Origin of the sequence: Streptomyces venezuelae (assembly GCF_008642355.1) — a bacterium.
GTDB classification, from domain to species: Bacteria; Actinomycetota; Actinomycetes; order Streptomycetales; family Streptomycetaceae; genus Streptomyces; species Streptomyces venezuelae_B.
Map to the genome: position 1 here is coordinate 730,917 of NZ_CP029193.1, position 21,981 is coordinate 752,897.

Annotated in this window: 20 protein-coding genes; 12 read left to right on the forward strand and 8 right to left on the reverse strand. The window is 71.9% G+C overall.

The annotated features are described in order from the left end of the window. Window positions 1-102: 102 nt before the first annotated feature. On the forward strand, window positions 103-2,541 hold the full coding sequence (locus DEJ47_RS03175) for a right-handed parallel beta-helix repeat-containing protein (protein ID WP_150164709.1): 2,439 nt from the start codon (window positions 103-105) through the stop codon (window positions 2,539-2,541). Here DEJ47_RS03175 and DEJ47_RS03180 read toward each other — a convergent pair. Continuing rightward, a complete protein-coding gene (locus DEJ47_RS03180; protein ID WP_150164711.1) occupies window positions 2,501-4,873 on the reverse strand; it encodes a hypothetical protein in 2,373 nt (790 codons plus the stop codon). The two genes, DEJ47_RS03175 and DEJ47_RS03180, sit on opposite strands and share 41 nt — an antisense overlap. Before the next feature lie 219 nt (window positions 4,874-5,092). Between DEJ47_RS03180 and DEJ47_RS03185 the strand changes: the two genes are divergently transcribed. Then, window positions 5,093-5,998: a DeoR/GlpR family DNA-binding transcription regulator gene (locus tag DEJ47_RS03185; RefSeq protein WP_150164713.1), complete on the forward strand. Its 906-nt coding sequence runs from the start codon at window positions 5,093-5,095 to the stop codon at window positions 5,996-5,998. Window positions 5,999-6,061: 63 nt separating this feature from the next. Next, window positions 6,062-6,553: an SRPBCC family protein gene (locus DEJ47_RS03190; RefSeq protein ID WP_150164715.1), complete on the forward strand. Its 492-nt coding sequence runs from the start codon at window positions 6,062-6,064 to the stop codon at window positions 6,551-6,553. 46 nt (window positions 6,554-6,599) lie between these two features. On the opposite strand, the gene DEJ47_RS03195 is transcribed toward DEJ47_RS03190, so the two are convergent. Further along, a complete protein-coding gene (locus DEJ47_RS03195) occupies window positions 6,600-7,745 on the reverse strand; it encodes a PLP-dependent cysteine synthase family protein (protein ID WP_150164717.1) in 1,146 nt (381 codons plus the stop codon). A gap of 299 nt (window positions 7,746-8,044) precedes the next feature. Between DEJ47_RS03195 and DEJ47_RS03200 the strand changes: the two genes are divergently transcribed. Together DEJ47_RS03200 and DEJ47_RS03205 are read left to right on the forward strand one after the other, a co-directional pair. After that, window positions 8,045-8,377, forward strand: a complete 333-nt coding sequence (locus DEJ47_RS03200) for a hypothetical protein (RefSeq protein WP_150164719.1) — start codon at window positions 8,045-8,047, stop codon at window positions 8,375-8,377. A gap of 194 nt (window positions 8,378-8,571) precedes the next feature. After that, window positions 8,572-9,045, forward strand: coding sequence for an ATP-binding protein (locus DEJ47_RS03205; protein WP_150164721.1), 474 nt, complete (start codon window positions 8,572-8,574; stop codon window positions 9,043-9,045). Window positions 9,046-9,128: 83 nt separating this feature from the next. Here the strand turns inward: DEJ47_RS03205 and DEJ47_RS03210 are convergent, their stop codons facing one another. Genes DEJ47_RS03210 through DEJ47_RS03220 form a run of 3 tightly spaced genes read right to left on the reverse strand, consistent with a single transcriptional unit; the run spans window position 9,129 to window position 12,921 of the window. Next, the gene (locus tag DEJ47_RS03210) at window positions 9,129-11,690 is read right to left on the reverse strand and encodes an ABC transporter permease (RefSeq protein WP_150175403.1); all 2,562 of its coding nucleotides are present in this window, start codon (window positions 11,688-11,690) and stop codon (window positions 9,129-9,131) included. Next, window positions 11,687-12,574, reverse strand: a complete 888-nt coding sequence (locus DEJ47_RS03215) for an ABC transporter ATP-binding protein (protein ID WP_223828668.1) — start codon at window positions 12,572-12,574, stop codon at window positions 11,687-11,689. Before DEJ47_RS03215 ends, DEJ47_RS03210 begins: the two co-directional genes overlap by 4 nt. A 26-nt stretch (window positions 12,575-12,600) precedes the next feature. Continuing rightward, window positions 12,601-12,921 carry an SHOCT domain-containing protein gene (locus DEJ47_RS03220; protein ID WP_150164723.1) on the reverse strand — a complete coding sequence of 107 codons (321 nt, stop codon included), beginning with the start codon at window positions 12,919-12,921 and terminating at the stop codon, window positions 12,601-12,603. A gap of 139 nt (window positions 12,922-13,060) precedes the next feature. Between DEJ47_RS03220 and DEJ47_RS03225 the strand changes: the two genes are divergently transcribed. The 5 genes from DEJ47_RS03225 (at window position 13,061) to DEJ47_RS03250 (ending at window position 17,317) form a co-directional block, all read left to right on the forward strand. Then, on the forward strand, window positions 13,061-13,654 hold the full coding sequence (locus DEJ47_RS03225; RefSeq protein ID WP_150164725.1) for a TetR/AcrR family transcriptional regulator: 594 nt from the start codon (window positions 13,061-13,063) through the stop codon (window positions 13,652-13,654). Between the two features lie 179 nt (window positions 13,655-13,833). Then, entirely contained in the window at window positions 13,834-14,418 is a 585-nt protein-coding gene (locus DEJ47_RS03235) for a DUF4865 family protein (RefSeq protein WP_150164727.1), read from the forward strand. Further along, entirely contained in the window at window positions 14,415-15,356 is a 942-nt protein-coding gene (locus DEJ47_RS03240) for a phosphotriesterase (RefSeq protein WP_150164729.1), read from the forward strand. The genes DEJ47_RS03235 and DEJ47_RS03240 overlap by 4 nt, the downstream gene beginning before the upstream one ends. 67 nt (window positions 15,357-15,423) lie before the next feature. After that, window positions 15,424-16,023 carry a TetR/AcrR family transcriptional regulator gene (locus DEJ47_RS03245; protein WP_150164731.1) on the forward strand — a complete coding sequence of 200 codons (600 nt, stop codon included), beginning with the start codon at window positions 15,424-15,426 and terminating at the stop codon, window positions 16,021-16,023. A gap of 115 nt (window positions 16,024-16,138) precedes the next feature. Beyond that, window positions 16,139-17,317, forward strand: a complete 1,179-nt coding sequence (locus DEJ47_RS03250; RefSeq protein WP_150164733.1) for an MFS transporter — start codon at window positions 16,139-16,141, stop codon at window positions 17,315-17,317. Here DEJ47_RS03250 and DEJ47_RS03255 read toward each other — a convergent pair. Next, on the reverse strand, window positions 17,306-18,841 hold the full coding sequence (locus DEJ47_RS03255) for a M1 family metallopeptidase (protein WP_150175404.1): 1,536 nt from the start codon (window positions 18,839-18,841) through the stop codon (window positions 17,306-17,308). The genes DEJ47_RS03250 and DEJ47_RS03255 overlap by 12 nt on opposite strands. Next, entirely contained in the window at window positions 18,841-19,362 is a 522-nt protein-coding gene (locus DEJ47_RS03260; protein WP_150164735.1) for a hypothetical protein, read from the reverse strand. The genes DEJ47_RS03255 and DEJ47_RS03260 overlap by 1 nt, the downstream gene beginning before the upstream one ends. Window positions 19,363-19,514: 152 nt before the next feature. On the opposite strand from DEJ47_RS03260, the gene DEJ47_RS03265 reads away from it, so the two are divergent. Both DEJ47_RS03265 and DEJ47_RS03270 read left to right on the forward strand, forming a co-directional pair. Further along, window positions 19,515-20,777, forward strand: coding sequence for a trypsin-like serine peptidase (locus DEJ47_RS03265; protein WP_150164737.1), 1,263 nt, complete (start codon window positions 19,515-19,517; stop codon window positions 20,775-20,777). 14 nt (window positions 20,778-20,791) lie between these two features. Continuing rightward, entirely contained in the window at window positions 20,792-21,406 is a 615-nt protein-coding gene (locus DEJ47_RS03270; RefSeq protein WP_150164739.1) for a hypothetical protein, read from the forward strand. Between the two features lie 24 nt (window positions 21,407-21,430). On the opposite strand, the gene DEJ47_RS03275 is transcribed toward DEJ47_RS03270, so the two are convergent. Then, the gene (locus DEJ47_RS03275) at window positions 21,431-21,949 is read right to left on the reverse strand and encodes a hypothetical protein (RefSeq protein WP_150164741.1); all 519 of its coding nucleotides are present in this window, start codon (window positions 21,947-21,949) and stop codon (window positions 21,431-21,433) included. Window positions 21,950-21,981: the final 32 nt, after the last annotated feature.

The following is a 21,981-nucleotide window of genomic DNA, read 5'->3' on the forward strand; positions in this document are numbered from 1 at the left end:
ACCGGCCGAACTCCTCGGCCCCTCGCGCGGTGCCACGACAGGCAGTGACACATCAAGCGCCGCGAGGTCCCGCGTACGACAAGGTGGGGGCAGAGCAACTCCATGGCACAGGGCACGGTCCAGGTGACGCACACCGGCACGTCGCGGTGGCGGCGCCGCACCGGCGAGTACGCATCGCTCGCCGCTGCCTTGGAGGCCGCGAACGACGGGGACGTACTGACCGTTGCCGCGGGCACCTACCGCGAGAACCTCGTCGTCCAGCGCGCGGTGACGCTGCGCGGCCCGGAGAGCTCCCCCGGCTCGGTGCGCATCGCGCCCTCCGACGGCGTGCCCCTGACCGTCCGCGCCTCCGCGGTCGTCCAGGACCTGCACGTCGAGGGCCAGGACTCGTCCGCGCCCGCGCTCCTCGTCGAGGACGGCGCCCCCGAACTCATCGGCATCCGCGTGGTGACGCGGTCGGCGGCCGGTCTCGAAGTGCGCGGCGGCGCGCGGCCGACGGTGCGCCGCTGCACCGTCGACAACCCGGGCGGCATCGGCATCGCGGTGCTCGACGGGGGCGGCGGTGTCTTCGAGGAGTGCGAGATCGTCGCGGCGGGCCAGTCCGGCGTCGCGGTGCGCGGCGGCGCCCACCCGCGTCTGGAGCGGTGCCGGGTGCACCACGCGTCGGGCGCGGGCTTCTCGGTGACCGGGGAGCACACGGGTCTTGAGGCGATCGGCTGCGAGGTGTACGAGGTCAAGGGCTCGGGCGTGCAGGTCACCGGGCGGGCCACGGCGCACCTGACCGACTGCGACGTGCACCGCACCACCTCGGACGGCGTCACGCTCGACACGGACGCCGTGCTGACGATGGCCGACTGCCGCATCCACGACATCCCCGAGAACGCGATCGACCTGCGCTCGCGTTCCGTGCTCACCCTCACCCGGTCCGCGGTCAGCCGGTTCGGGCGCAACGGCCTCTCCGTCTGGGACCCGGGCACGCGCGTGGACGCCAATCAGTGCGAGATCCACGACAGTACGGGTGACTATCCGGCGGTGTGGGTCAGCGACGGCGCGACGGCCGTCCTGGAGTCGTGCCGGGTGCACGACGTACCGGACGCGCTGTTCGTCCTGGACCGCGGCTCGCGCACCGACGTCGTCGACAGCGACCTCTCGCAGGTGCGCAACACGGCGGTCTCGGTGAGCGACGGGGCGACCGCCCAGCTCGACGACTGCCGTATCCGCGAGGCGGCCACGGGCGCCTGGTTCCGCGATCACGGCAGCGGCGGCACGCTCGCCAACTGCACGGTGGACGCCGTCCAGACGGGTGTGATCGTCACCAAGGGCGCGGACCCGACGATCGAGCGCTGCACGGTCACCTCGCCCGCCGAGGCCGGTTTCTACGTGTCGGCGGGTGGTCGCGGCAGCTTCCACGGCTGCCGGGTCAGCGACAGCGGCGGCTACGGCTTCCACGTCATAGACGGGTGCCGTACGACGCTGAAGAAGTGCCGCACGGAGCGGTGCGCCCGAGGCGGCTTCGAGTTCTCGGAGGAGGGCCCGCTCGTCGAGGACTGCGCGAGCGACGAGAGCGGCGGCCTGCGTACTCCCGCGGCACCGGCACAGCCGGCACCCGCCGTGCAGACCGCCACCCAGACCGTCGGGCTCCTCGGCACCCTGCCCGCCCAGCAGAGCCCGCCGGGCCCATCGAGTTCCCAGACCCCGCAGCCCGCGGCGTCCACCGCCGAGAAGACCTCCCGGGCCTCCAAGGAGGTCCTCGGCGAGCTCGACGCCCTGGTCGGCCTGGACAGCGTCAAGCGCGAGGTGCGCGCCCTCACCGACATGATCGAGGTGGGCCGCCGCAGGCAGCAGGCCGGACTCAAGGCCGCCTCCGTCCGCCGCCACCTGGTCTTCACCGGCTCCCCCGGCACCGGCAAGACGACCGTCGCCCGCCTCTACGGCGAGATCCTCGCCTCGCTCGGCGTCCTGGAGAGCGGCCACCTCGTCGAGGTGTCCCGCGTCGACCTGGTCGGCGAGCACATCGGCTCGACGGCGATCCGCACCCAGGAGGCGTTCGACCGGGCGCGCGGCGGCGTGCTGTTCATCGACGAGGCGTACGCCCTCTCCCCCGAGGACTCCGGGCGCGACTTCGGCCGCGAGGCCATCGACACGCTCGTGAAGCTGATGGAGGACCACCGCGAGGCCGTCGTGGTGATCGTCGCCGGGTACACGGCGGAGATGGAGCGGTTCCTCTCCGTCAACCCCGGCGTGGCGTCCCGCTTCTCACGGACCATCACCTTCAGCGACTACGCCCCCGAGGAGCTGCTGCGGATCGTGGAACAGCAGTCCGAGGAGCACGAGTACCGCCTCGGGGCGGGTACGTCCGAGGCGCTCCTGAAGTACTTCACGGCGCTCCCCAAGGGCCCCGCGTTCGGCAACGGCCGTACCGCCCGCCAGACGTTCGAGGCGATGGTGGAGCGGCACGCGGGGCGGGTCGCGCAGCTCGGCGAGCCGAGCACGGACGACCTCACCCTGCTGTACCCGGAGGATCTGCCGGAGCCGGTGTGAAGCCCTCCGCCTCCGGGGCTCCCTGGGCCGCAGCCGAGGGCGTCGGTTCGGGCCTCGGGGGCGGGACGCTCGCCTTGAGGCGGGCCAGGAGCCGTGCCCGTTCCTCGGCGAACGCGGGGTCCGCCTGGTAGTCGCCGTGGCCGAGAATCGGTGCGGGCAGCGGGTGTTCCTCGGTGCGGCCGTATGCCAGGGGGTCCTTGAGGGCGGCGCGGTCGACCTGCGGGCCGCAGTCGCCGTGCAGCTGGATGGGGCCGCCGATCGGGTCCGTGGTGCGGTACAGGTTGCGCCAGCAGTCGACCTCGCGGTGCAGGGACGTCAGGGCGGCGGGGCCGAAGTGGGCGGGGAACCAGCGTCCGTAGAGGCGCTCCAGGGGCGAGCCGTAGGTGAGCAGGGCGACGCGCCTGCGGACGGAGGGGCGCAGCTGCCAGGCGGCGGCCGCCGCGAGGACGCTGCCCTGCGAGTGGCCGGAGAGGACGAGGCGGCCTCCCGTGGCGCTGGTGGCGCGCGTCCAGCCGGCCATCCGCCAGGTCAGGTCGGGGACCGCGCGCTCGGCGTAACAGGGCGGCGCGAAGGGGTGGGCGGCGCGCGGCCAGAAGGTGCCGACGTCCCAGAGGATGCCGATGGTGCGGCGGGCCGAGGGGTCCTTGTAGGCGCGGCGGCCCCAGGTGACGAACAGTATGAAGCCGAAGCCGATCAGCCAGGAGCCGAGGGCCTGGGAGGCCTGCGCCGCCCCTTCCACTGTGTCGGGCAGGCCGCCCGCGGCCTTCGCAGGTACCTCGTCCGTCACCCAGGCGCCGGTGAGCGCGGCCGCCCCCAGGAGCAGCGTGACGGCGGAGATGATGCCGACGAGCAGGGGCGCGCGATCGGTGAGGGCGGCACGCGCGCGTGTGCCCGCGATGCGGCGGGTGCGGGTGGAGTCCTTGCGCTCGTCGGGGTAGTCGGCCGCCATCCGGTCCATCTCCCGGCGCTTGCGCTGGACGGTACGGAACCCGAACCACCCGCACAGCACCGCGACGACCACGAGGAGCGGCGGGATCACGGAGGCCTGCCAGGTGAGCACCAGTGCGGGTCCGTCGATGGAGCCGTCGCTGCCGTCGAGCCAGTCGGAGACGCGCTGCGCACCGCCGCCGGTCATGACGCCGCCGAGCGCGCAGGACAGCATGGCGACGGCGGGCCCGGCGAAGCCGCGGATCGCGGTGCGGGAGTCGGGCGACGTGCGGTACAGGAGGTGGGCGACGACCGCGAGGCCGAGGATCAGGACGCCCTGGACGAGCGCGATGCCGCCGAACGTCGCGTCGCCCGGCAGCCTGCCCTCGGAGCGCCAGCCGGGGCGCGACCAGCCCGCGTACAGGAGGACGAGGGCGAGCAGGACGAGGGCGCCGAGCGGCAGCCAGCGGACGAGGGTCTTGTCCAGCCGCCGGTCGAGCCGGTTCTCCGTACGCCCCCTGCGGCACACCACCCACACGACGACCGCGCCGCCCAGGACGAGCGTCGCGTCCAGTGCCCAGCCGAGGGCGTCGAGCAGACCGGGGCCGCCGGCGCGCCGGTCGTGACGTGCGGCGGAGGTGCCGACCGCCGCGGCGACGGTGAGCAGTCCCGCCGCGGTGTGCGCGGCGCGCAGCCGGGCCACGAGGCGCCGCCCGTACCAGAACCCGGGCCTGCCGAGGGCGGTGCGGCTGGTCTCCTCCTCCGGGTCGGGCTGCTGGGGCAGCGGCTGCTGGGATTCGTACGCGCTCCAGGTGCGGTGGGACAGGTACCAGAGGAGGCCGGTGAGGGCGGCGGGCAGGAGCGCGGCGAGGGCGAGGCGGCGGCCGGGCTGGGACCACCAGCCGCCGTCGCCGGAGGCGTCGGCGGCGAGGAAGCCGAGCCAGGCGCGGTCGCCCGAGCAGTCGGGGGTGCCCGCGCACTGCCAGGCGGTGAGGTCGAGTGCGAGCTCGCAGGCGGCGGCGACGAGCAGCACGGTGAGGGTGAGGCCGACGAGCCGCACCAGCAGGCCGTAGGTGCGCACGAGCCGTTTGCGGTGGCGGGAGGTGGGCCGCATCCAGTGGGCGAGGTTGACCACCATGAAGGGCAGCAGCAGGAGCCACAGGGCACGGGAGCCGTTGCCTGAGGTCAGGTTGCACCATACGTACGCCTCGGGGACCGGTTTCCCGCGGTAGTCGTCGGGGCGGCGTTCCGCGTCGGCGTCCTCGGTGCGGCGGAACACGGCCGCCGTGTCGTCGCCGGAGATCCGCACGGTGCGCGGGTCGCCCAGCATCTCTTCCGGTGTGGTGCCCCCGACTCCGTGGACCAGGAGTTCCAGGGCCGTCTCGTCCTGCGTTGCTCGCTCCACTGTTCCGCTTCCCCCGAGATGCGCGTGGTGAGAGGACAAGGATCCAGGGGCGCGGGCCTCCGCGCACCCCTCGTCACGTAATCTCCCCCTCCCGTGTTCTTCCCCGGCGGCGCACGCCCCACCCGGTCGGTGGCACGGCTGTCGGTGGCGCGTGCGAGGATGAGGCAGCGCGCCGGGCGGGCGCGCCGGGGATGCCGAGGCAGAAGGGCCGGACCAGGCGTGAGCGACCATCAGAACCTCCTGGCCGAGCAGCGCCGTGCCCTGATCCTGGACGAGGTGCGCCGCCGCGGCGGGGTCCGGGTCAACGAGCTCACCCGCAAGCTCGGCGTGTCCGACATGACGGTCCGCCGCGACCTCGACGCGCTGGCCCGTCAGGGCATGCTCGAGAAGGTGCACGGCGGCGCGGTCCCGGTGGTCGAGGCGAGCACGCACGAGCCGGGGTTCGAGGCGAAGTCGGGCCTCGAGCTGACCGCCAAGGAGGACATCGCGCGGACCGCGGCGTCCCTGGTGGCGCCCGGCACGGCGATCGCCCTGTCCGGGGGTACGACGACGTATGCGCTGGCGCACCACCTCCTGGACGTGCCGGACCTGACGGTGGTGACGAACTCGGTGCGGGTTGCGGATGTCTTCCACTCCGCGCAGCGCACCTCGGGGCAGCGGCCGGGCGCGGCGACGGTCGTGCTGACCGGAGGTGTGCGGACCCCGTCGGACTCGCTGGTCGGTCCGGTCGCGGACCAGGCGATCCGGGCGCTCCACTTCGACGTCCTCTTCCTCGGTGTGCACGGCATATCGCTGGAGGCCGGCCTGTCGACGCCGAATCTGGCGGAGGCGGAGACCAACCGGCGTCTGGTGCAGTCGGCGCGGCGCGTCGTGGTCGTCGCGGACCACACCAAGTGGGGGACGGTGGGGCTGAGTTCGTTCGCCTCGCTGTCGCAGGTCGACACGCTGGTGACGGACGCGGGGCTGCCCGCGGAGGCGCACGTGGACATCTCCGAGCACGTGAACCGGGTCGTGGTGACGGGTGAGCGCGCGGCATCCACCGAGGGTTCCGGCGACTCCGCCGATTCCGAGGCTTCCGATGACTCCGAGGCTTTCGCTGACTCCGGGGCCGACGCAGACATCTGACGGCCCGCCAGCTATCGTGACGACGCCCGGTCAACCGTCACGTTCCGCTGGGGGCAGAGTCCGATGGCACACCGACTGAACCCCGTGGGGCTCGACTTCGTCGCGTCCGCTCCGGTGCGGCTGGTCTTCACGCGCGAGGTGAGTGCGCCGCCGGAGGCGGTGTACGCGGCGCTGGCGGACGACGTGACGGGCTGGCCGCAGTGGTTCGCCGCGGTCACCCTGTGCCGGCCGACCGGGGGCGGCACGGGCCGCGAGGTCCGGCTCAAGGGCGGCACGCGTTTCCAGGAGTCGATACTGGCGGCGGACGGCCCCGAGCGTTACGTGTACCGCGTGGACCGTACGAACGCGCCCGGTCTGCGCGCCCTCGTCGAGGAGTGGCGGCTCTCCCCGACGGCCGGTGGCACCGGTCCCGGCACCCGCGTGCAGTGGACGTTCGCCATGGACGGCGCGGCGGTCCTGCGCGTCGCCCTGAAGCTCGGCCGCGCCGGTCTCGGCCGGGCGTTCCGGGACGCGGTGACGACGCTGGACGAGCGGCTCGCTTCGCGGGCGGGGTGACCCGCCCGCTCGCCTCACGGGCGGCATGACCCGCCGCGAGCGAGCGTCACCGCGTCCGCAGCTCGGGCCACGCCCCCGTCCCGAGGAGCGTCTCGACGGCCTGCGCGTAGGGCGTGATGTCCAGGCCCTGTTCGGCCAGCCACGCGTCCGAGTAGTACTTGTCCAGATAGCGGTCGCCGGGGTCGCAGATCAGGGTGACGACGCTGCCCGTCTGCCCCGCGGCCACCATCTCGGCGACGATCTTCAGTGCGCTCCACAGGCCCGTGCCGGTCGAGCCGCCCGCCTTGCGGCCGATGGCCTGCTCCAGGGCGCGGACCGCGGCGACGGACGCCGCGTCCGGCACCTTCATCATGCGGTCGATCGCACCGGGCACGAAGCTCGGCTCCATGCGGGGCCTGCCGATGCCCTCGATGCGGGAGCCGCAGTCGCTCGTCGCGTCCGGGTCGTTCTTCGTCCAGCCGTCGAAGAAGCAGGAGTTCTCCGGGTCGGCGACGCAGATGCGGGTGTCGTGCTGCATGTAGTGGACGTAGCGCGCGATGGTCGCCGAGGTGCCGCCGGTGCCCGCCGTGGCGACGATCCACGTGGGCTCCGGGTACCGCTCCAGACGCAGCTGCTGGTAGATCGATTCGGCGATGTTGTTGTTGCCCCGCCAGTCGGTGGCCCGTTCCGCGTAGGTGAACTGGTCCATGTAGTGACCGCCCGTCTGGACGGCGAGGGCGGCGGACTCCGCGTACATCGTGCGCGGGTCGTCCACGAAGTGGCACCGGCCGCCGTGGAACTCGATGAGACGGATCTTCTCGGCGCTTGTCGTGCGGGGCATCACCGCGATGAAGGGCACCCCGATGAGCTTCGCGAAGTACGCCTCGGAGACGGCGGTGGAGCCGCTGGACGCCTCGATGACCGGCCGGTCGGGCCGGATCCAGCCGTTGCACAGGCCGTAGAGGAAGAGCGAGCGGGCGAGGCGGTGCTTGAGGCTGCCGGTGGGGTGGGTCGACTCGTCCTTGAGGTACAGGTCGATGCCCCAGTGTTCGGGCAGCGGGAAGCGCAGGAGGTGGGTGTCGGCCGAACGGTTGGCGTCCGCCTGCACCTTGCGGACGGCCTCTTTGAGCCATGCTCGGTACGTCGCATCGCTGTGGTCGACGTCGAGCGTCGGCTGGGGTCCGTCGGCTCGAAACTGCTGTGGGGTGCTCACGGCGGGGCTCCTTCGCGTCGTGCCGGACGCGATTCGGACGCGGCCGTACCCCTCGATCTTAAACACCTCCAACACCCGCCTCACCTGCATAAACACGCCTTTGGGCACCTCAAAGGAGCAGCCGCGACAGCCTTGGGCAGAGCTTGACGGCGCACCGTCGACGGGTGCGGTGGAAGCCCTGCACGGACATCCCCGTACGTACTGGTGCTCGACGCTTCGGACGTGCAGACTTCACGGCACGGGGCACCAGTCCCCGAGTCGGAGCGATTCACCCGAAACGCACAAGGGGGCGGAGTGCCATGGCGGAGCCGGAGTTCACGGCCACGGGTGTGCGGATCGGGCGGCGCTTGCGCTCCCTCACCCGTGCCGGTCAGATCCGCATCGCCGACGGCAGGCTGGAGTTGCTGACCAGTTACGGCACGGAGATCGACAGCGCGCCGCTGCAGGCGGTGCGCACGGGCAAGCCCTGGTTCGCCCCGGACGACCGCGCCCTCGCCGAAGTGAACGGCACCCGCTACCGGCTCACGCTCGCCGACCACGAACCGCGTCCGGGAGAAGCGGGCCCGCCCACGGTGCGCCGGTTCATGGAGGCGGTGCGCGACGCCACGGAACACCGGGTCCGACGGAGCTGACCGGACCCCGCGACACGACGCGCGAGTTGCATGCCCGCACCCCCTGGGTCACTCTGGTCTCACATCACTCTGGGTTTACCGGCGATGACGCTGCGAACCAGCCCCGCCGGCCACACAGCAGGCGGCAGACCACGCGGCCCCTGCTGGATCCGATCGTCGTCTTCTTCCGGACCTCAATTCGGGGAGTCGCAGCCGTGATCAGCCAGCCAAGCAGGCATTGCATGGTAGAGCTCCAAGCCCTGCCGTCGCGGATCGGTCAGGTCCGCAGAATCGTATCTGCGCAGTTGCGCTACTGGCATCTCGATCCGTTGATAGACCAGGCCGCCCTCGGTGTGACGGAACTTCTCACCAACGTCCACCGGCATGCCGAGCCGGACAAGATGTGCACCGTGGAGATCGAGCTGTTGCTCGACCGGCTCACGGTCTCCGTCCACGACCACGATCCCCGGCTTCCCGAACTCCGTGACACGGATCCCTTCGCCACCTGTGGCAGGGGCCTCGCGATGGTCGCGGCGGTGAGCGAGAGCTGGGGCGTCCGGCCGCAGGGCGACGCGGGAAAGGTCGTGTGGTTCACACTCCCCGCGGTGTCCCCCGCGGTGACCCTCGCTCCGTATCCCGTGTACGGGGCGGCAGAGAAGACTCCCGCCCGGTCGGCCGTTGTCGGCTGACCGGGCGGTGATCGTCCGCTCCCCCGGATGCCGCGGGCCCCTCGGGTACGAGGACGGGGCGGGCGTTCCCTGCGGGCGAGGCCTCACTCGGTGGCGATGGCGCGCAGCACGTCGAGACGCGCCGCCCGCCGAGCCGGGCGCAGGCCCGCCAACGCGCCCGCCGCCAGGCCCACCAGGGCGACCACGGCCAGCTGCGCCGGTGGCACGGCGAACGCGAAGGCGCTCTCCGTCGTGCTGTCGGACGCCTTGACGAGCACCCAGCCGAGGAAGCCGCCCAGCGTGAGCCCGCCCGCCGTCCCGAAGGCGGCGACGAGCACCGACTCCCAGCGGACCATGGCGCGCAGCTGTGCCCGGGTCTGGCCGACCGCGCGCAGCAGACCCAGCTCGCGGGTGCGTTCGTGGATCGCGAGGGTCAGCGTGTTCGCGATGCCGAGCAGGGCGATGAGCACGGCGAGGGCGAGCAGCGCGTAGACGAGGGTGAGCATCATGTCGATGCCGCTCGCCGAGGTCTCCGCGTACTCGGAGCGGGTCTGCACGTCCGGATTCCCGAAGTCCCGCGCCGTCGCCGCGACCGCGGCCTTCCCTTCGGCGGTGCTCACGCCGTCCTTGAACGTGACGGACACGAGCGTGTCGGAGTCCTGCATGCGGTGCGGCGCCCAGGCCTCGCGGGTGACGACGTAGTCTCCTGCGAGCTCCGACCTGCCGTAGACCGCGCGGACCGTGAAGGTCTCCTTCTTCCCGTCGGCGAAGGCCAGTTCGGCCCGCGATCCGACCTGCAGGTCCTGCTTCTCCGCCTCCGACCTGGTGATCGCGATGCCCCGGTCGCCTAGCGCGCCCAGCGAACCGTCGACGTCGCCGAGGTCGAAGGACCGGGCGAAGGGCTTCGGGTCGGTGACGGTGAGGGCCCGGCCCTCGCCGTTGACCTCCGCGGCGCCCTTGCCGAGGCCGACGGCGGTCGCGACCTCCGGCCGCTGCGCGAGGGCCGGGGCCAGCTTCGGGCTCAGGCCGCTGCCGCCCGCGCCGAAGCCGGGGGTGCTCACCGCGACGTCCCCGGCGAAGGAGCGGTTGACCGTCTGGTCCATCGTGGCTTTCAGGGAGGCGCCGAAGACCGTGAAGAGCGAGACGACGGCGACACCGATCATCAGCGCGCTCGCGGTGGCCGCGGTCCGCTTCGGGCTGCGCAGCGCGTTGCGCCGGGCCAGGCCGCCGGTGACGCCGCGCAGCCGGTCGAGGGGGCCGCCGAGGACGCGTACGGCCCGCGAGGAGGCGACGGGGCCGAGCACCACGAAGGCGACGAGGGCGAGCACCGCTCCCCCGGCGGCGAGCCAGACGGAGGGGCTGACCAGGACGCCGGTGAGGGTGAGGCCCACGGCGGCCAGGGCGAGGCCGGTGCCGACGACGGCCCTGCGACGTGAGACGCCGGAGTGGTCGACGGCCGTCTCGCGCAGCGCGGCGAGGGGTGCGGTGCGCCCGGCCCGTACGGCGGGCAGCAGCGCGGAGCCCAGGCAGACGGCGACGCCGACGGCGAGCGGCAGCAGCATGGAGAGTGCGCCGATCACCAAGTCCCCCTCGGGAAAGGGGAATCCGATGGCGGGGAAGAGCGCCTGGAGTCCTGCCGCGACACCGATGCCGCCCGCGAGGCCCGCGGTCGACGCGATGACGGCGACGGCGCTCGCCTCGACGAGGGTCGACACCGCCACCTGGCGGCGCGAGGCGCCGAGTGCGCGCAGGAGCGCGTTCTCGCGGGTGCGCTGGGCGACGACGATGGCGAAGGTGTTGTGGATGCTGAACGTGGCGACCAGCAGGGCCACTCCGGAGAACACCAGCAGGAGCGTGGTGAAGACGGAGAGGAACTGACCGGAGATGTTGTCGGTGCTCTCCGCTGCCGACGCCTCGCCGGTGATGGCCTCAACGCCCGTGGGCAGTACGGGAGTCAGCGCGTCGACGAGCTCCTGCTGGCTCACTCCGGGGCCGGCCCGCACGCGGATGGCGGAGGCTTCGCCGGGCTTCGGGGTGAGGTGTTTCTCGGCGTCGGCGCGCGCCATGCCGGTGAAGGTGGTCTGCGCCATGCCGTCCTCGCCGCCGAAGGTCGCGAGGCCCACGATGCGCACCTGCACGGGGTCGGGGGTGCGCAGTGTCGTGGTGTCGCCGATCTTCAGGTGACCGGTCTCGGCGGCGCCGCGGTTGACGACGACCTCGCCGGGGCCGGACGGGGCGCGGCCTTCGGCGAGTCGGTACGCGTTCAGCTCGCTGTCGTCGATCCAGTTGCCCGCGAGGGTGGGTGGGCCCTGGCCGCCGATGGGTTCGCCGTCCTTGCCGAGGAGCTGGCCCGCGCCCTGGATGTCGGGCGCGGCGGCGGCCACGTGTTCGGCCTTCTCGATGGTCTCGACGAGGTCGGTGTCGACCGGCTTGCGGGTGCCCTGGCTGTCGTCGGGGGTGGTGATGGTGCCGGCGCTGCGGACGACGGCGTCGGTGCCGCTCGTGGCGTTGCCGAACATCGTGTCGAAGCCGGCGCGCAGTGTGTCGCCCATGACGAGGGTGCCCGCGAGGAAGGCGACGCCGAGCAGGACGGCGAGGAACGTACCGGCGAAGCGTCGCCGGTGGCCGCGCAGCGAGGAGGCACTGAGCCGTACGGTGGCGGTCAGGGAGTCCATGACTGCGGCTCCTTGGCGCTGGGCCGCGCACCGGGCGAAGGCGGCGGGGCGGCGGAATGCGTCACGGCGGGCGCGATGGAGTGGGCAACCGCGGGCGCGGCGGAGTGCGTGGTCGCGGGCGCGGGGGGAGTCGGTTGCCGAGCGTCGAACGCCTTCATCCGGTCCAGGACCAGGTCGGCCGTCGGTGATTCCATGCGGTCCACGAGGCGTCCGTCGGCGAGGAAGACGACCTCGTCGGCGTGGGCGGCGGCCACCGGGTCGTGCGTGACCATGACGACGGTGCGGCCCATCCGCCGTACCGCACGTCCGAGCAGGTTCAGGACCTCCTCGCCGGTGCGCGAGTCGAGGTTGCCGGTCGGTTCGTCGGCGAAGACGACATCCGGGCGCCCGGCGAACGCCCGTGCCACGGCGACGCGTTGCTGCTGGCCGCCGGAGAGTTCGGCGGGCCGGTGACGCAGTCGGTCGCGGAGGCCGACGACGTCGATCAGCGCGTCCGCCCACTCACGGTCGCCGCGGACGCCCGCGAGGTCCAGGGGCAGGGTGATGTTCTCGGCGACGGTCAGCGTCGGCACCAGGTTGAACGCCTGGAAGACGAAGCCGACGCGGTCGCGCCGCAGCAGGGTGAGGCGTCGGTCGTCCAGCTTCCCGAGCTCCGTGTCGCCGATGTACGCGGCGCCCGACGTGAGCGTGTCCAGGCCCGCCGCGCAGTGCATCAGGGTGGACTTGCCGGACCCGGACGGGCCCATGATCGCGGTGAAGCGTCCGGCGCCGAACGTGACGCTCACCCCGTCCAGGGCCCGTACGGCGGTGTCCCCGCTGCCGTACACCTTCACGGCATCGGCGACGCGGGCGGCGGCGCCGGTGTCCACGGGCATCGCGGCGACCCGTCCGGTGGTGGTGCTCATGCCGGTCCCCCCTTGGAGGTGCGGCCGAACTCCTCGTTGAGGACGGTGAGCCTGCGCCAGTACTCGTCCTCGTCGATCTCACCGGAGGCGAAGCGGCGGCCGAGCACGGCGATGGGCGAGTTCTCGTCGAGGGCGGTGTGCCGGGCGTACCCCATGGGTCCGGCGGCTCCGCCCGTCCCCCGGAACGGACCGCGGCGCCCGCGCCACACGGTGCGGCGGAGCAGGGCGACGGCGCCGACGACGACGGCCGCCCAGACCAGCGGGAAGAACAGGATCCACGGGCCGGGCCCGCCGTCCCAGTGCGCGAGCGTCTGCATCTGGACTCATCTCCTCCGAAGCGGTTTCTGCGATGCCTCCAAACTCGCCCGGGGGGTGCCCTCACGTCGTCGTACGGCCAGCGGCACCGCGCGTACCACCGTGGGAGTACGAGCTCACTGGATCTCTGTACCTACTAGTATGTACAGTGTCTTCATGAGCACTCCGGAGCGCCTGATCGAGTCCACCCGCGAGCTGCTGTGGGAGCGGGGGTATGTCGGCACGAGCCCCAAGGCCATCCAGCAGCACGCGGGCGCGGGCCAGGGCAGCATGTACCACCACTTCGCCGGCAAGCCCGATCTCGCGCTCGCCGCGATCCGGCGCACCGCCGAGGAGATGCGCGCCACGGCCGATGCGGTCCTGGGCGGCGACGGATCGGCGTACGCCCGCATCGAGTCGTACCTGCTGCGCGAGCGCGACGTGCTGAAGGGCTGCCCGGTCGGACGGCTCACGATGGACCCGGACGTCATCGCGAGCGACGAACTGCGCGCACCCGTGACCGAGACCCTCGACTGGCTGCGCGACCGGATCGCCGGAATCGTCGAAGAGGGGCGCTCCCAGGGCGAGTTCACCGACGCGCTCGTTCCGCAGGACATCGCGTCGACGGTCGTCGCGACGGTGCAGGGCGGCTACGTCCTGGCGCGGTCGTCGGGCTCGCCGGCCGCGTTCGACACGGCGGTGCGGGGACTGCTCGCGCTGCTCGCCGCGGCCCGCACCCCTCCCGCCCGCTCCTGACCCCAGTCGGCCTTCACCCAGCAAGGATGGGCGTGCGCAGCGCGAGGGCGGCCCGGTCGAGCCGACATGACGCACCTGGCCATGGTCGAGGCGGCGGCCGACGGCACGACGACCGAATGGGGCGACCTGGTCGACGCCCACGACTGCGCCGTTTGAGCCTGCCGCGGAAGGAATACGTCATGCATGCGATGCAGTACGAGATCACCCTGCCCGCCGACTACGACATGGGCGTCATACGCCACCGGGTCGCGTCGAAGGGCCATCTGCTGGACGAATTTCCCGGGCTCGGTTTCAAGGCGTATCTGATGCGGGAGCGTGGTGTGGACGGTTCGCCCGTGAACCAGTACGCACCGTTCTACCTATGGAACACGACCGAGGGCATGAACGCGTTCCTGTGGGGGCCCGGATTTCAGGGGCTGTGCGAGGACTTCGGGCGGCCGGTGGTGGAGCACTGGACGACACTCGCGTACGAGGAGGGACCGGCGTCAGGAGCCGTGCCGAGGGTCGCCGTCCGCCGTCGGCAGCGCATTCCGTCGGCGACCCCCCTCCCGGGACTCGCTGCCGAACTCGCGGCGGAGGCCGAGCGGTTGGCGCGGCGCGAGGGTGCGGTGAGCGCTTTGACCGCCGTCGATCCGCAGAGGTGGGAGGCCGTGCACTTCTCACTCCGGGAGAGCGGGGCACCGCGGGAGGTCGGTGATGTCTTCCAGGTGCTGCACGTGTCGGCGCCGGAGCGCGGCGCGTCGCGCAGGGGGCGGCAGTGGTGAACGGGTCCGAGCCGAGGCGGGCGGACGCTCCCGCGGTCCGTACGGTCCTCGGGGACATCTCCCCCGCGGATCTCGGCGTCTGCGACGCCCACGACCACCTCTTCCTGCGCAGCCCGCAGCTCCCGGGCCAGGAGTTGGATTCCCCCTCCGCGGCGGCGGCGGAGCTGGCCGCGTTCCGCGAGGCCGGCGGGCGGAGTGTCATCCAGTGGACGCCGCACGGGATGGGGCGCCGCGCCGGACTGCTGCCGGAGCTGTCGAAGACGACGGGTGTGCGGGTCGTCGCGGCGACGGGGCTGCATCAGGCCGTCCACTACAGCGCGGAATCGCTGGAACAGCTGCGTGCGTACGGGCTCGCGGCGCTCTTCGTCCGTGAACTCACCGCGGGCATCGGGGAGTCCGGGGTGCGGGCAGGGCTCATCAAGGTCGCGGGCGGGTTCCACGGCCTCGACGCGCACGCCCGCTGGACCATGACGGCGGCGGCCGAGGCACACCACGCGACGGGCGCGCCCATCACCGTCCACCTGGAGCTGGGCACGGGCGCGCTCGACGTACTCGACCTGCTCTGCGGCGAGTGCGGCGTACCGCCGCACCGCGTCGTCCTCGGTCACCTCAACCGCTCCCCCGACCTCACCGCCCACCTCCGGGCCGCCGAGTCGGGCGCCTATGTGGCCCTGGACGGGCCCTCCCGCGCCCATCACGCCACGGACTGGCGCATGCCGGACGCGGTGCGGGCCCTGGCGGACGCGGGGTTCGGCGACCGCCTGCTCCTGGGCGGCGACACGACGACGGCGGGGGCGCGGTCGGTGCACGGCGGCCCCGGCATGCCGCATCTGCTGCGGCGGGTGCGTCCGCGACTCGTGACCGACGTGGGCGAGGAGCTGGTGGAGCAGATCCTGACGGTCAATCCGGGGCAGGCTTTCGGAGTGCGGTGGACGTAGGTGCGCCTGGAGCGCCCGGGAGATCTCGTATTGCACTGATCGTTCCAAAACCTGTACCGTCTCCGCCATGGCCCGACCGAGGAGCTTCGACGAGGAGCGGGCCCTGGACGCGGCGATGCATGCCTTCTGGGCGAACGGCTACGAAGCCACCTCGACCCAGGACCTGTGCGAAGCCACCGGCCTGGGCCGCAGCAGCATCTACAACACGTTCACCAGCAAGCACGACCTGTTCCGGCGCGCCCTGACCCGCTACATGGACGGCATGAACGCCGGCCAGCTCCAGATCCTGGAGGATGCCGGGCGACCGGCCACGGAACGCCTGCGCGCACTGTTCGACCGGGTCATCGAGGGCGAGTTCCAGCAGCGCAGGGGCGGGCACAGCATCGGCTGCCTCACGGTCAACACCACGGTCGAGCTCGCCGGGCGCGACCCGGAGGCCGCCGCGATGCTGGAGCGGGACCTCGCCGTGCGGCTCACCGCGCTCGCCGCCACGATCCGCGCCGGCCAGCAGGACGGCGACATCGCTTCGGGGCGCGACGCGGACACGCTGGCCCGCTACATCAACGCCGTCATCGGCGGCATGCGGGTCTCCGCGCAGGGCGGCGCCGACCGGGCCGCGCTGCAGGCCATCGCCGACACCGCGATGGACGCGCTCACGGGCATCTAGCGACGCGACGCCCCTCCCGACTCCTTTCACTTCACCGGGTGCGCCCCGCCCTGTCTCCCCATGCCCTTTTTCTGTACTGATCCATCCAAAACATGTCCGACGGGAGTACTCCGCCATGCCTCGCGCCGTATACGTACTAGCCCTTGGCATCTTCGCCATGGTGACCAGTGAATTCGTGGTCGCGGGACTGATGCCGCAGATGGCGGACGGTCTTGATGCCACGATCTCCGAGATCGGCTACCTGATCACCGCCTTCGCCGCCGCGATGGCTCTCGGCGGTCCTTTCCTCACCGTCGCCGTACTGAGGATGCGTCAGAAGTCCGCCCTGGTGCTGCTGTTCGGCGTCTTCCTCGCAGGCAACGTGCTCGCCGCCCTCGCCCCCGACTACCGCACCATGCTGGTGGCCCGTGTCCTCACCGGCATCGCGTCGCAGGCGTTCTTCGGCGTCTCCATCTCGCTGGCCTCCCGCATCACCCGGCCCGAAGTGCGCGGCCGCGCCGTGGCGGTGGCCCTCAACGGGCTGATGCTGGGCACGCTGCTCGGGCTGCCGTTCGCCACGGTCGTCGGCGAACACCTGGGCTGGCGCGCCGCGTTCTGGGCGATCACCGTGCTGACCGTGCTCGCCGCGGCGGCCACGCTCATCGGCGTACCGGGCGCCGACGGCGAGAGCGAGGAGCAGGGCGGCCTCCGCCAGGAGCTGGGCGCCTTCCGCAGCCCCCGGCTGTGGCTCACCCTCACCACCAGCACGTTCGTGATCGGCGCGACCTTCTCCGCCTTCAGCTACCTCAACCCGATCCTCACCGAGCTCACGGGCTTCTCCACCGGAGCCGTGCCACTCCTCCTCGTCGCGTACGGCGCCGCCACCGTCATCGGCAACACCGTCGTCGGTCGGTTCGCCGACCGGCGCACGCTCCCCGTGCTCGTCCTCGGTCTGGCGCTCAACCTGGCCTTCCTCGTCGGATTCGCGCTCTTCGCCGAACTGACCGCCCCCGCCGTCGTGTTCATGCTGGGCATCGGTCTCGTGGGCGTCACCATGAACCCGGCGCTGGTGACCCGCGTGCAGCGCGTCGGCAACGCCCGGTCCCTGGTGAACACGGTCCATTCGTCGTTCATCACGCTCGGCATCATCATCGCCACGTCCGTCGGCGGCCCCGCCATCGACACGTTCGGGCTGCGCGCGCCGCTGTGGATCGGCGCGGGCCTGGCCGTGCTCGGTCTGGTCTCCCTGGTGCCCGACCTGCGACGCCGGGCCGCCGCGGCCCGCCTGGAACTGGCCGCCCCGTCAGATGCCTGACGGCTTCTCCGCCCCGAAGAGCCAGGTGTCGAACAGTTCGGACAGGTCCTTGCCCGACTTCTCCTCGCACAGGTCGACGAACTGCCGGGTGTCGGCGTTCCCATGGCGGTGGCGCTTCGTCCAGGTGTGGAGGATGTCGTAGAAGGTGGCGTCGCCGACGGCTTCGCGCACCTTGTGCACGACCATGGCGCCCCGCCCGTAGACGGGCGAGTCCGACATGCGCCCGCCGCTGGGCGGTGCAGCGGGCGGGAAGTCCCAGATCCCCTCGCTCTCCGGGTGCGTGCCCTCGTAGAACTCCTCGAAGGTCTGCTGCGCGGACTTGCCGTCCTGGTCCTCCTGCCAGAGCCACTCCGCGTACGTGGCGAGGCCCTCGCTGAGCCAGAGGTCCTTCCATGCGCGCGGGGTGACCGAGTTGCCGAACCACTGGTGTGCCATCTCGTGCACCATCAGCGTTTCGTCGGGTGCCTCTTCGAAGTACGGCTTGGTCTGGGTCTCCAGGGCGTAGTCGAGTCCGGGGAGGTGGTCGACGACCGCACCCGCGGAGGAGAAGGGGTAGGGCCCGAAGTTCTCGGTGGCCCAGTCGACGACGTCGGGGACCAACTCCTCGACGTCCTCGGCGTCTTCGCTCTCGTCCGGGTCGACGGCGATGTAGAGAGGCACGCCGTCGGAGGTCTTGCCCTTGTGCACCTCGAAGTAGCCGACGGTGACGTTGGCGACGTGACTCGCCATGGGCTCCTTCGTCCGCCAACGGCGGGTGACGCGGTCGCCCTTGTCCTGCTCCTTCGTCAACTCCCCGTTGCTCACGACGTCGTAGGGATCGCCGTCCTCGTCCTTGGGGACGGTGACGGCGATGTCGTACGTCGCCTTGTCGGAAGGGTGGTGGTTGCCGGGGAACCACGTCATGGAGCCGGTCGGCTGGCCGAGGGCGGTGGAGCCGTCGTCCGTCTCGATCCATCCCTCGAGGCCGCCGTCCGCGCCCTCGATCATCTTGGGGGTGCCGTCGTAGGTGACGGTGGTCTTGAACGTGTCCCCGTCGCCGAGTGCCTCGGTGGGCGTCACCGTCAGCTCGTTCCCCGAGCGGCTGACGCGGGCCCTGTCGCCGTTCACCGTGGCGGTGCGCACCTTCAGACCCGCCAGGTCGAGGTTGAAACGGCTGAGGTTCTGGGTGGCGCGGGCGGTGATGACCGCGGTGCCCTTGAGGCGGTTGGTGTCGGGGACGTAGTCGAGGTCGAGGGCGTAGTGGGCGACGTCGTAACCCCCGTTGCCGAGGGTGGGGGTGAGGGCGTCCTCGACACCGCTCGCACCCGGCCGGGCGGTCGGGGTGCCGGTGCCGTCGTTGCCGTCGGTGCAGGCGGTGGTCGCGAGAAGCAGCAGCGCGGCGAGGAGCGTTGCCCGTTCTCTCGTCTTGCGTCGCGTGGTTCTGGTCGTGCGTCGCTCGATTCTCGTCGTGCGTTCGGCCGCTCTCGGCGTGCGTTCGGTCGCTCTCGTCGTGCGTAGCGCGGTTCTCGACGCGCGTCGCGTCATCACGAGGTTCCGCTCCCTGCCCGGCGCTTGCGGCGCGTCCACACCGCTCCCGCGCCGATCGCCGCCACGACGACGGTCGCACCGGCTCCGACCGCGATGCCCGCGCCGAAGCCGGGCCCGCTCCGGGCGGCTTCCCCGGACTCGGCCGCCACCTTCACCTTCCCCTTGAGCACGATCGGGGGGTAGTCGCACACGTACTCCTGCTCCCCTTCGCCGACGCAGTCCGCGTCCTTGTGTCGGAGGGTCACCTTCACGTCGTACGTGCCCGGCCGGACGTTCCCCTTGATGCGGCCCGCGCCCACCCAGGCGCGTCCGGAGTCCCCCAGGACCGTGTCGTCGGTCAGCGCGGGGCTGGCGACGTCCACCGCCGTCGGACGGGGATTGCCGGGACGTTCCTTCACCGTGATGTCCACGACCTCACCCGCTCGCGCGGGGCCTCCCACGGAGACGTAGCCCCGCCCAGGGAACGGCAGGGTGTCGCCGTGGGCCGCGGCTGCCGCCCCAAGAAGCAGTACAGGCACGGCAATTACGACATATCCGCTACGTGCGGACAGAGAAGTGAAGTTGTCCATATGTCCTCCAGTCCGCCATAGTTCTACGATCATGACTCATATTGGCGCGGTCACGCCACAAACGGTGACCCGCCTCTCGTCTTATGTGGGGGAAAACGACCATGCATGTGCGCAGAGCGCTGGGCGTCGCGGCGGGGGCCGCGGCACTGATCCTGCTGCCGGGCCTCCCGGCGTACGCGGACCCCGGCGATCCGACGCCCCAGGGGGAAACCGCCGAGGCACGGCAGCCCGCCACCCCTCCGGCCACCGCCACCCCTTCAGCCACCGCCGCTCCTCCGGCCACCGCCACTCCTCCGGCCACCGTCCCGCCGACTCCCGTCCCGGACCACGGTGACGAGGACGCGCGCGGGTTCACGCCGGCCGACGCCGACGACTACTGGACGCCGCAGCGGATGCGGGAGGCCCGGCCCGTGCAGGAGCAGGAGGAGAAGCGTTTCTCCGCCCCGACCCGGATGCCGCGCTCCGCAAGCCGGCCGTTCGAGGGGCTGCCGATCGTCGGCACCTTCTTCTGGAACGACGGCACCAACACCGGCCGTTTCTGCGGCGGCACCGTCGTCAAGAGCCCCGGCAAGAACCTCGTGATGAGCGCCGGGCACTGCTTCGACGATCAGGACGCGCGCAAGAACCTGACGTTCGTCCCGCAGTACGACGACGGCAAGAAGCCGCACGGCGCCTTCACCGTCAAGCCCGGACGCATCTACGTCGACAAGCGGTACCTGGCGAAGGGCCCTGACGCCGCGGCGGACCTCGACTTCAACTTCCTGCAGCTCGAACCGCGCGGCGGCAAGAACGTCGAGGACGTCGTCGGCGGCGCCGAACTGAAGATCAACGCGGGGTACGACCACTCCCCGGCCCGTCTGATCGGCTACCCGGCCAACCAGAAGCGCCCGCTGGACTGCACGGACAAGACCGTCCGCTACAACAGCACCGACCCGAAGATCCCCGGCAGTTTCCTGCGCATCCAGTGCGACAAATACTCCGGCGGGGCCTCGGGGGGCCCGTTCCTCGTCAAGCAGGGCAACGGCTGGGGGCTCATCGGCGTCATCGGCGGCTGGAAGACCGGTGGCGACAAGGACGACATCTCGTACAGCTCCTACCTCGACGGCGACGCCAAGGCGCTGTACGACGACGCGGTCAACAACCGGCCGCCGGCCGGCCGCGGTGTCCTGGGCAAGGCCGAGACCTGGAAGCACGCCGAGGCCATGGCGGGCGGCTACTTCACCGAGGGCAACCCCGGGACGTGGGACTACTCCGACCTGATCGTGCGCTGGTCCGACGGCGAGGTCACCCTGTTCCGGGGCGCGGGCGAGGACGCGGACAACTTCGACAAGGAGATCCGCCTCACGGGCCCCAACGGCACCTGAAGCACGCGGCCACCATGGCGTCCGGGGACTTCACCGGCGCCGACCGTGACGACCTCATCGTCCGCTGGTCCGACGGCGAGCTGACGCTCTACCCGGACGTCGACGAGAAGGGCTTCCACGGAGAGGTCCAGCTCCAGAAGCCCAACGGCCTGTGGAAGAACGCCACTTCGATCACCGGCGGTCGCTACACGAGTGACAACAAGTGGACCGACGACCTGCTGGTCCGCTGGAGCGACGGTGAAGTCACCCTGTACACGAACGTCAACCGCGACGGCTTCCACGGGGAGAAGAAGCTCGCCGCCCCGAACGCCACGTGGAAGCACGCCTCGACGCTCACCTCGGGCGACTTCACCGGCAACGACCAGCACGACCTGATGGTGCGCTGGACCGACGGCGAGCTGACGCTCTACAAGGACATCGACCAGAACGGCTTCCACGGCGAGACACAGCTCAAGAAGCCCAACCGGCTCTGGGAGCACGCCACGGTCCTGGCCGCGGGCGACTACACGGAGAACCGCCACCCGGACGACTTCCTGGTGCGCTGGTCCGACGGTGAGGTGTCCATGTACCCGGACGCCGACGAGACGGGCCTGACCCGCGAGATCACGCTGGTGTATCCGCCGGCCTGACGCGCGATTGGGGGCCGGCAAACGCTATGGCTGCCCGGCGAGTCCCGCCGTCTGCTGCTCCTCCTGCACGGTCGTCGCGCCGGTCGCCACCGCGCCCGCGCCGACGAGGACCGCCACGGCCGCCGCGAGGCCGGCCAGCATGAGACGCGGCCGCTGCCGCCCGTTTCGTACGGGCGGCAGCGGCCGTTCCGCGGTGGGTGCGGGCGGCGGCGGGCCCGCCGCGAGTTCCCTGCGGGCGGCCACCCAGCGCCGGGTGTCGTCGGCGTCGACGCCGCATGCGACGAGGTAGGCGACGAGGACGGCCTCGCGGGGCAGCCGGTCCTTGCGCAGCATGGTCGCCGCCGTCGAGTACGGCAGCACTTCGCCCGCCGCGGCCGCCGCACGCTCCACCTCCCGGTAGCTGAGGCCCGACCAGGCCTTGAGGCGGCGCAGCTCGGCCATGAAGGCGGCTTCCGCGGCGGGGCTCGCCGCGTGAGGCGGCGCGGGCGGTGTGAGCGGATCGGGCGATGTGGGTGGCGTGGGTGGTGACATCGGGGATGTCATGTGGGGCTCCTCCGGTTCCGGCGTACTCCGCT

Bases quoted from the DNA above. Each gene is read 5' to 3' on its own strand.
- DEJ47_RS03175 (WP_150164709.1), top strand. From the start codon at position 103: ATGGCACAGGGCACGGTCCAGGTGACGCACACCGGCACGTCGCGGTGG.
- DEJ47_RS03190 (WP_150164715.1), top strand. From the start codon at position 6,062: ATGGCACACCGACTGAACCCCGTGGGGCTCGACTTCGTCGCGTCCGCT.
- DEJ47_RS03200 (WP_150164719.1), top strand. From the start codon at position 8,045: ATGGCGGAGCCGGAGTTCACGGCCACGGGTGTGCGGATCGGGCGGCGC.
- DEJ47_RS03215 (WP_223828668.1), bottom strand. From the start codon at position 12,574: ATGCCCGTGGACACCGGCGCCGCCGCCCGCGTCGCCGATGCCGTGAAG.
- DEJ47_RS03220 (WP_150164723.1), bottom strand. From the start codon at position 12,921: ATGCAGACGCTCGCGCACTGGGACGGCGGGCCCGGCCCGTGGATCCTG.
- DEJ47_RS03225 (WP_150164725.1), top strand. From the start codon at position 13,061: ATGTACAGTGTCTTCATGAGCACTCCGGAGCGCCTGATCGAGTCCACC.
- DEJ47_RS03235 (WP_150164727.1), top strand. From the start codon at position 13,834: ATGCATGCGATGCAGTACGAGATCACCCTGCCCGCCGACTACGACATG.
- DEJ47_RS03245 (WP_150164731.1), top strand. From the start codon at position 15,424: ATGGCCCGACCGAGGAGCTTCGACGAGGAGCGGGCCCTGGACGCGGCG.
- DEJ47_RS03250 (WP_150164733.1), top strand. From the start codon at position 16,139: ATGCCTCGCGCCGTATACGTACTAGCCCTTGGCATCTTCGCCATGGTG.
- DEJ47_RS03255 (WP_150175404.1), bottom strand. From the start codon at position 18,841: ATGACGCGACGCGCGTCGAGAACCGCGCTACGCACGACGAGAGCGACC.
- DEJ47_RS03265 (WP_150164737.1), top strand. From the start codon at position 19,515: ATGCATGTGCGCAGAGCGCTGGGCGTCGCGGCGGGGGCCGCGGCACTG.
- DEJ47_RS03270 (WP_150164739.1), top strand. From the start codon at position 20,792: ATGGCGTCCGGGGACTTCACCGGCGCCGACCGTGACGACCTCATCGTC.
- DEJ47_RS03275 (WP_150164741.1), bottom strand. From the start codon at position 21,949: ATGACATCCCCGATGTCACCACCCACGCCACCCACATCGCCCGATCCG.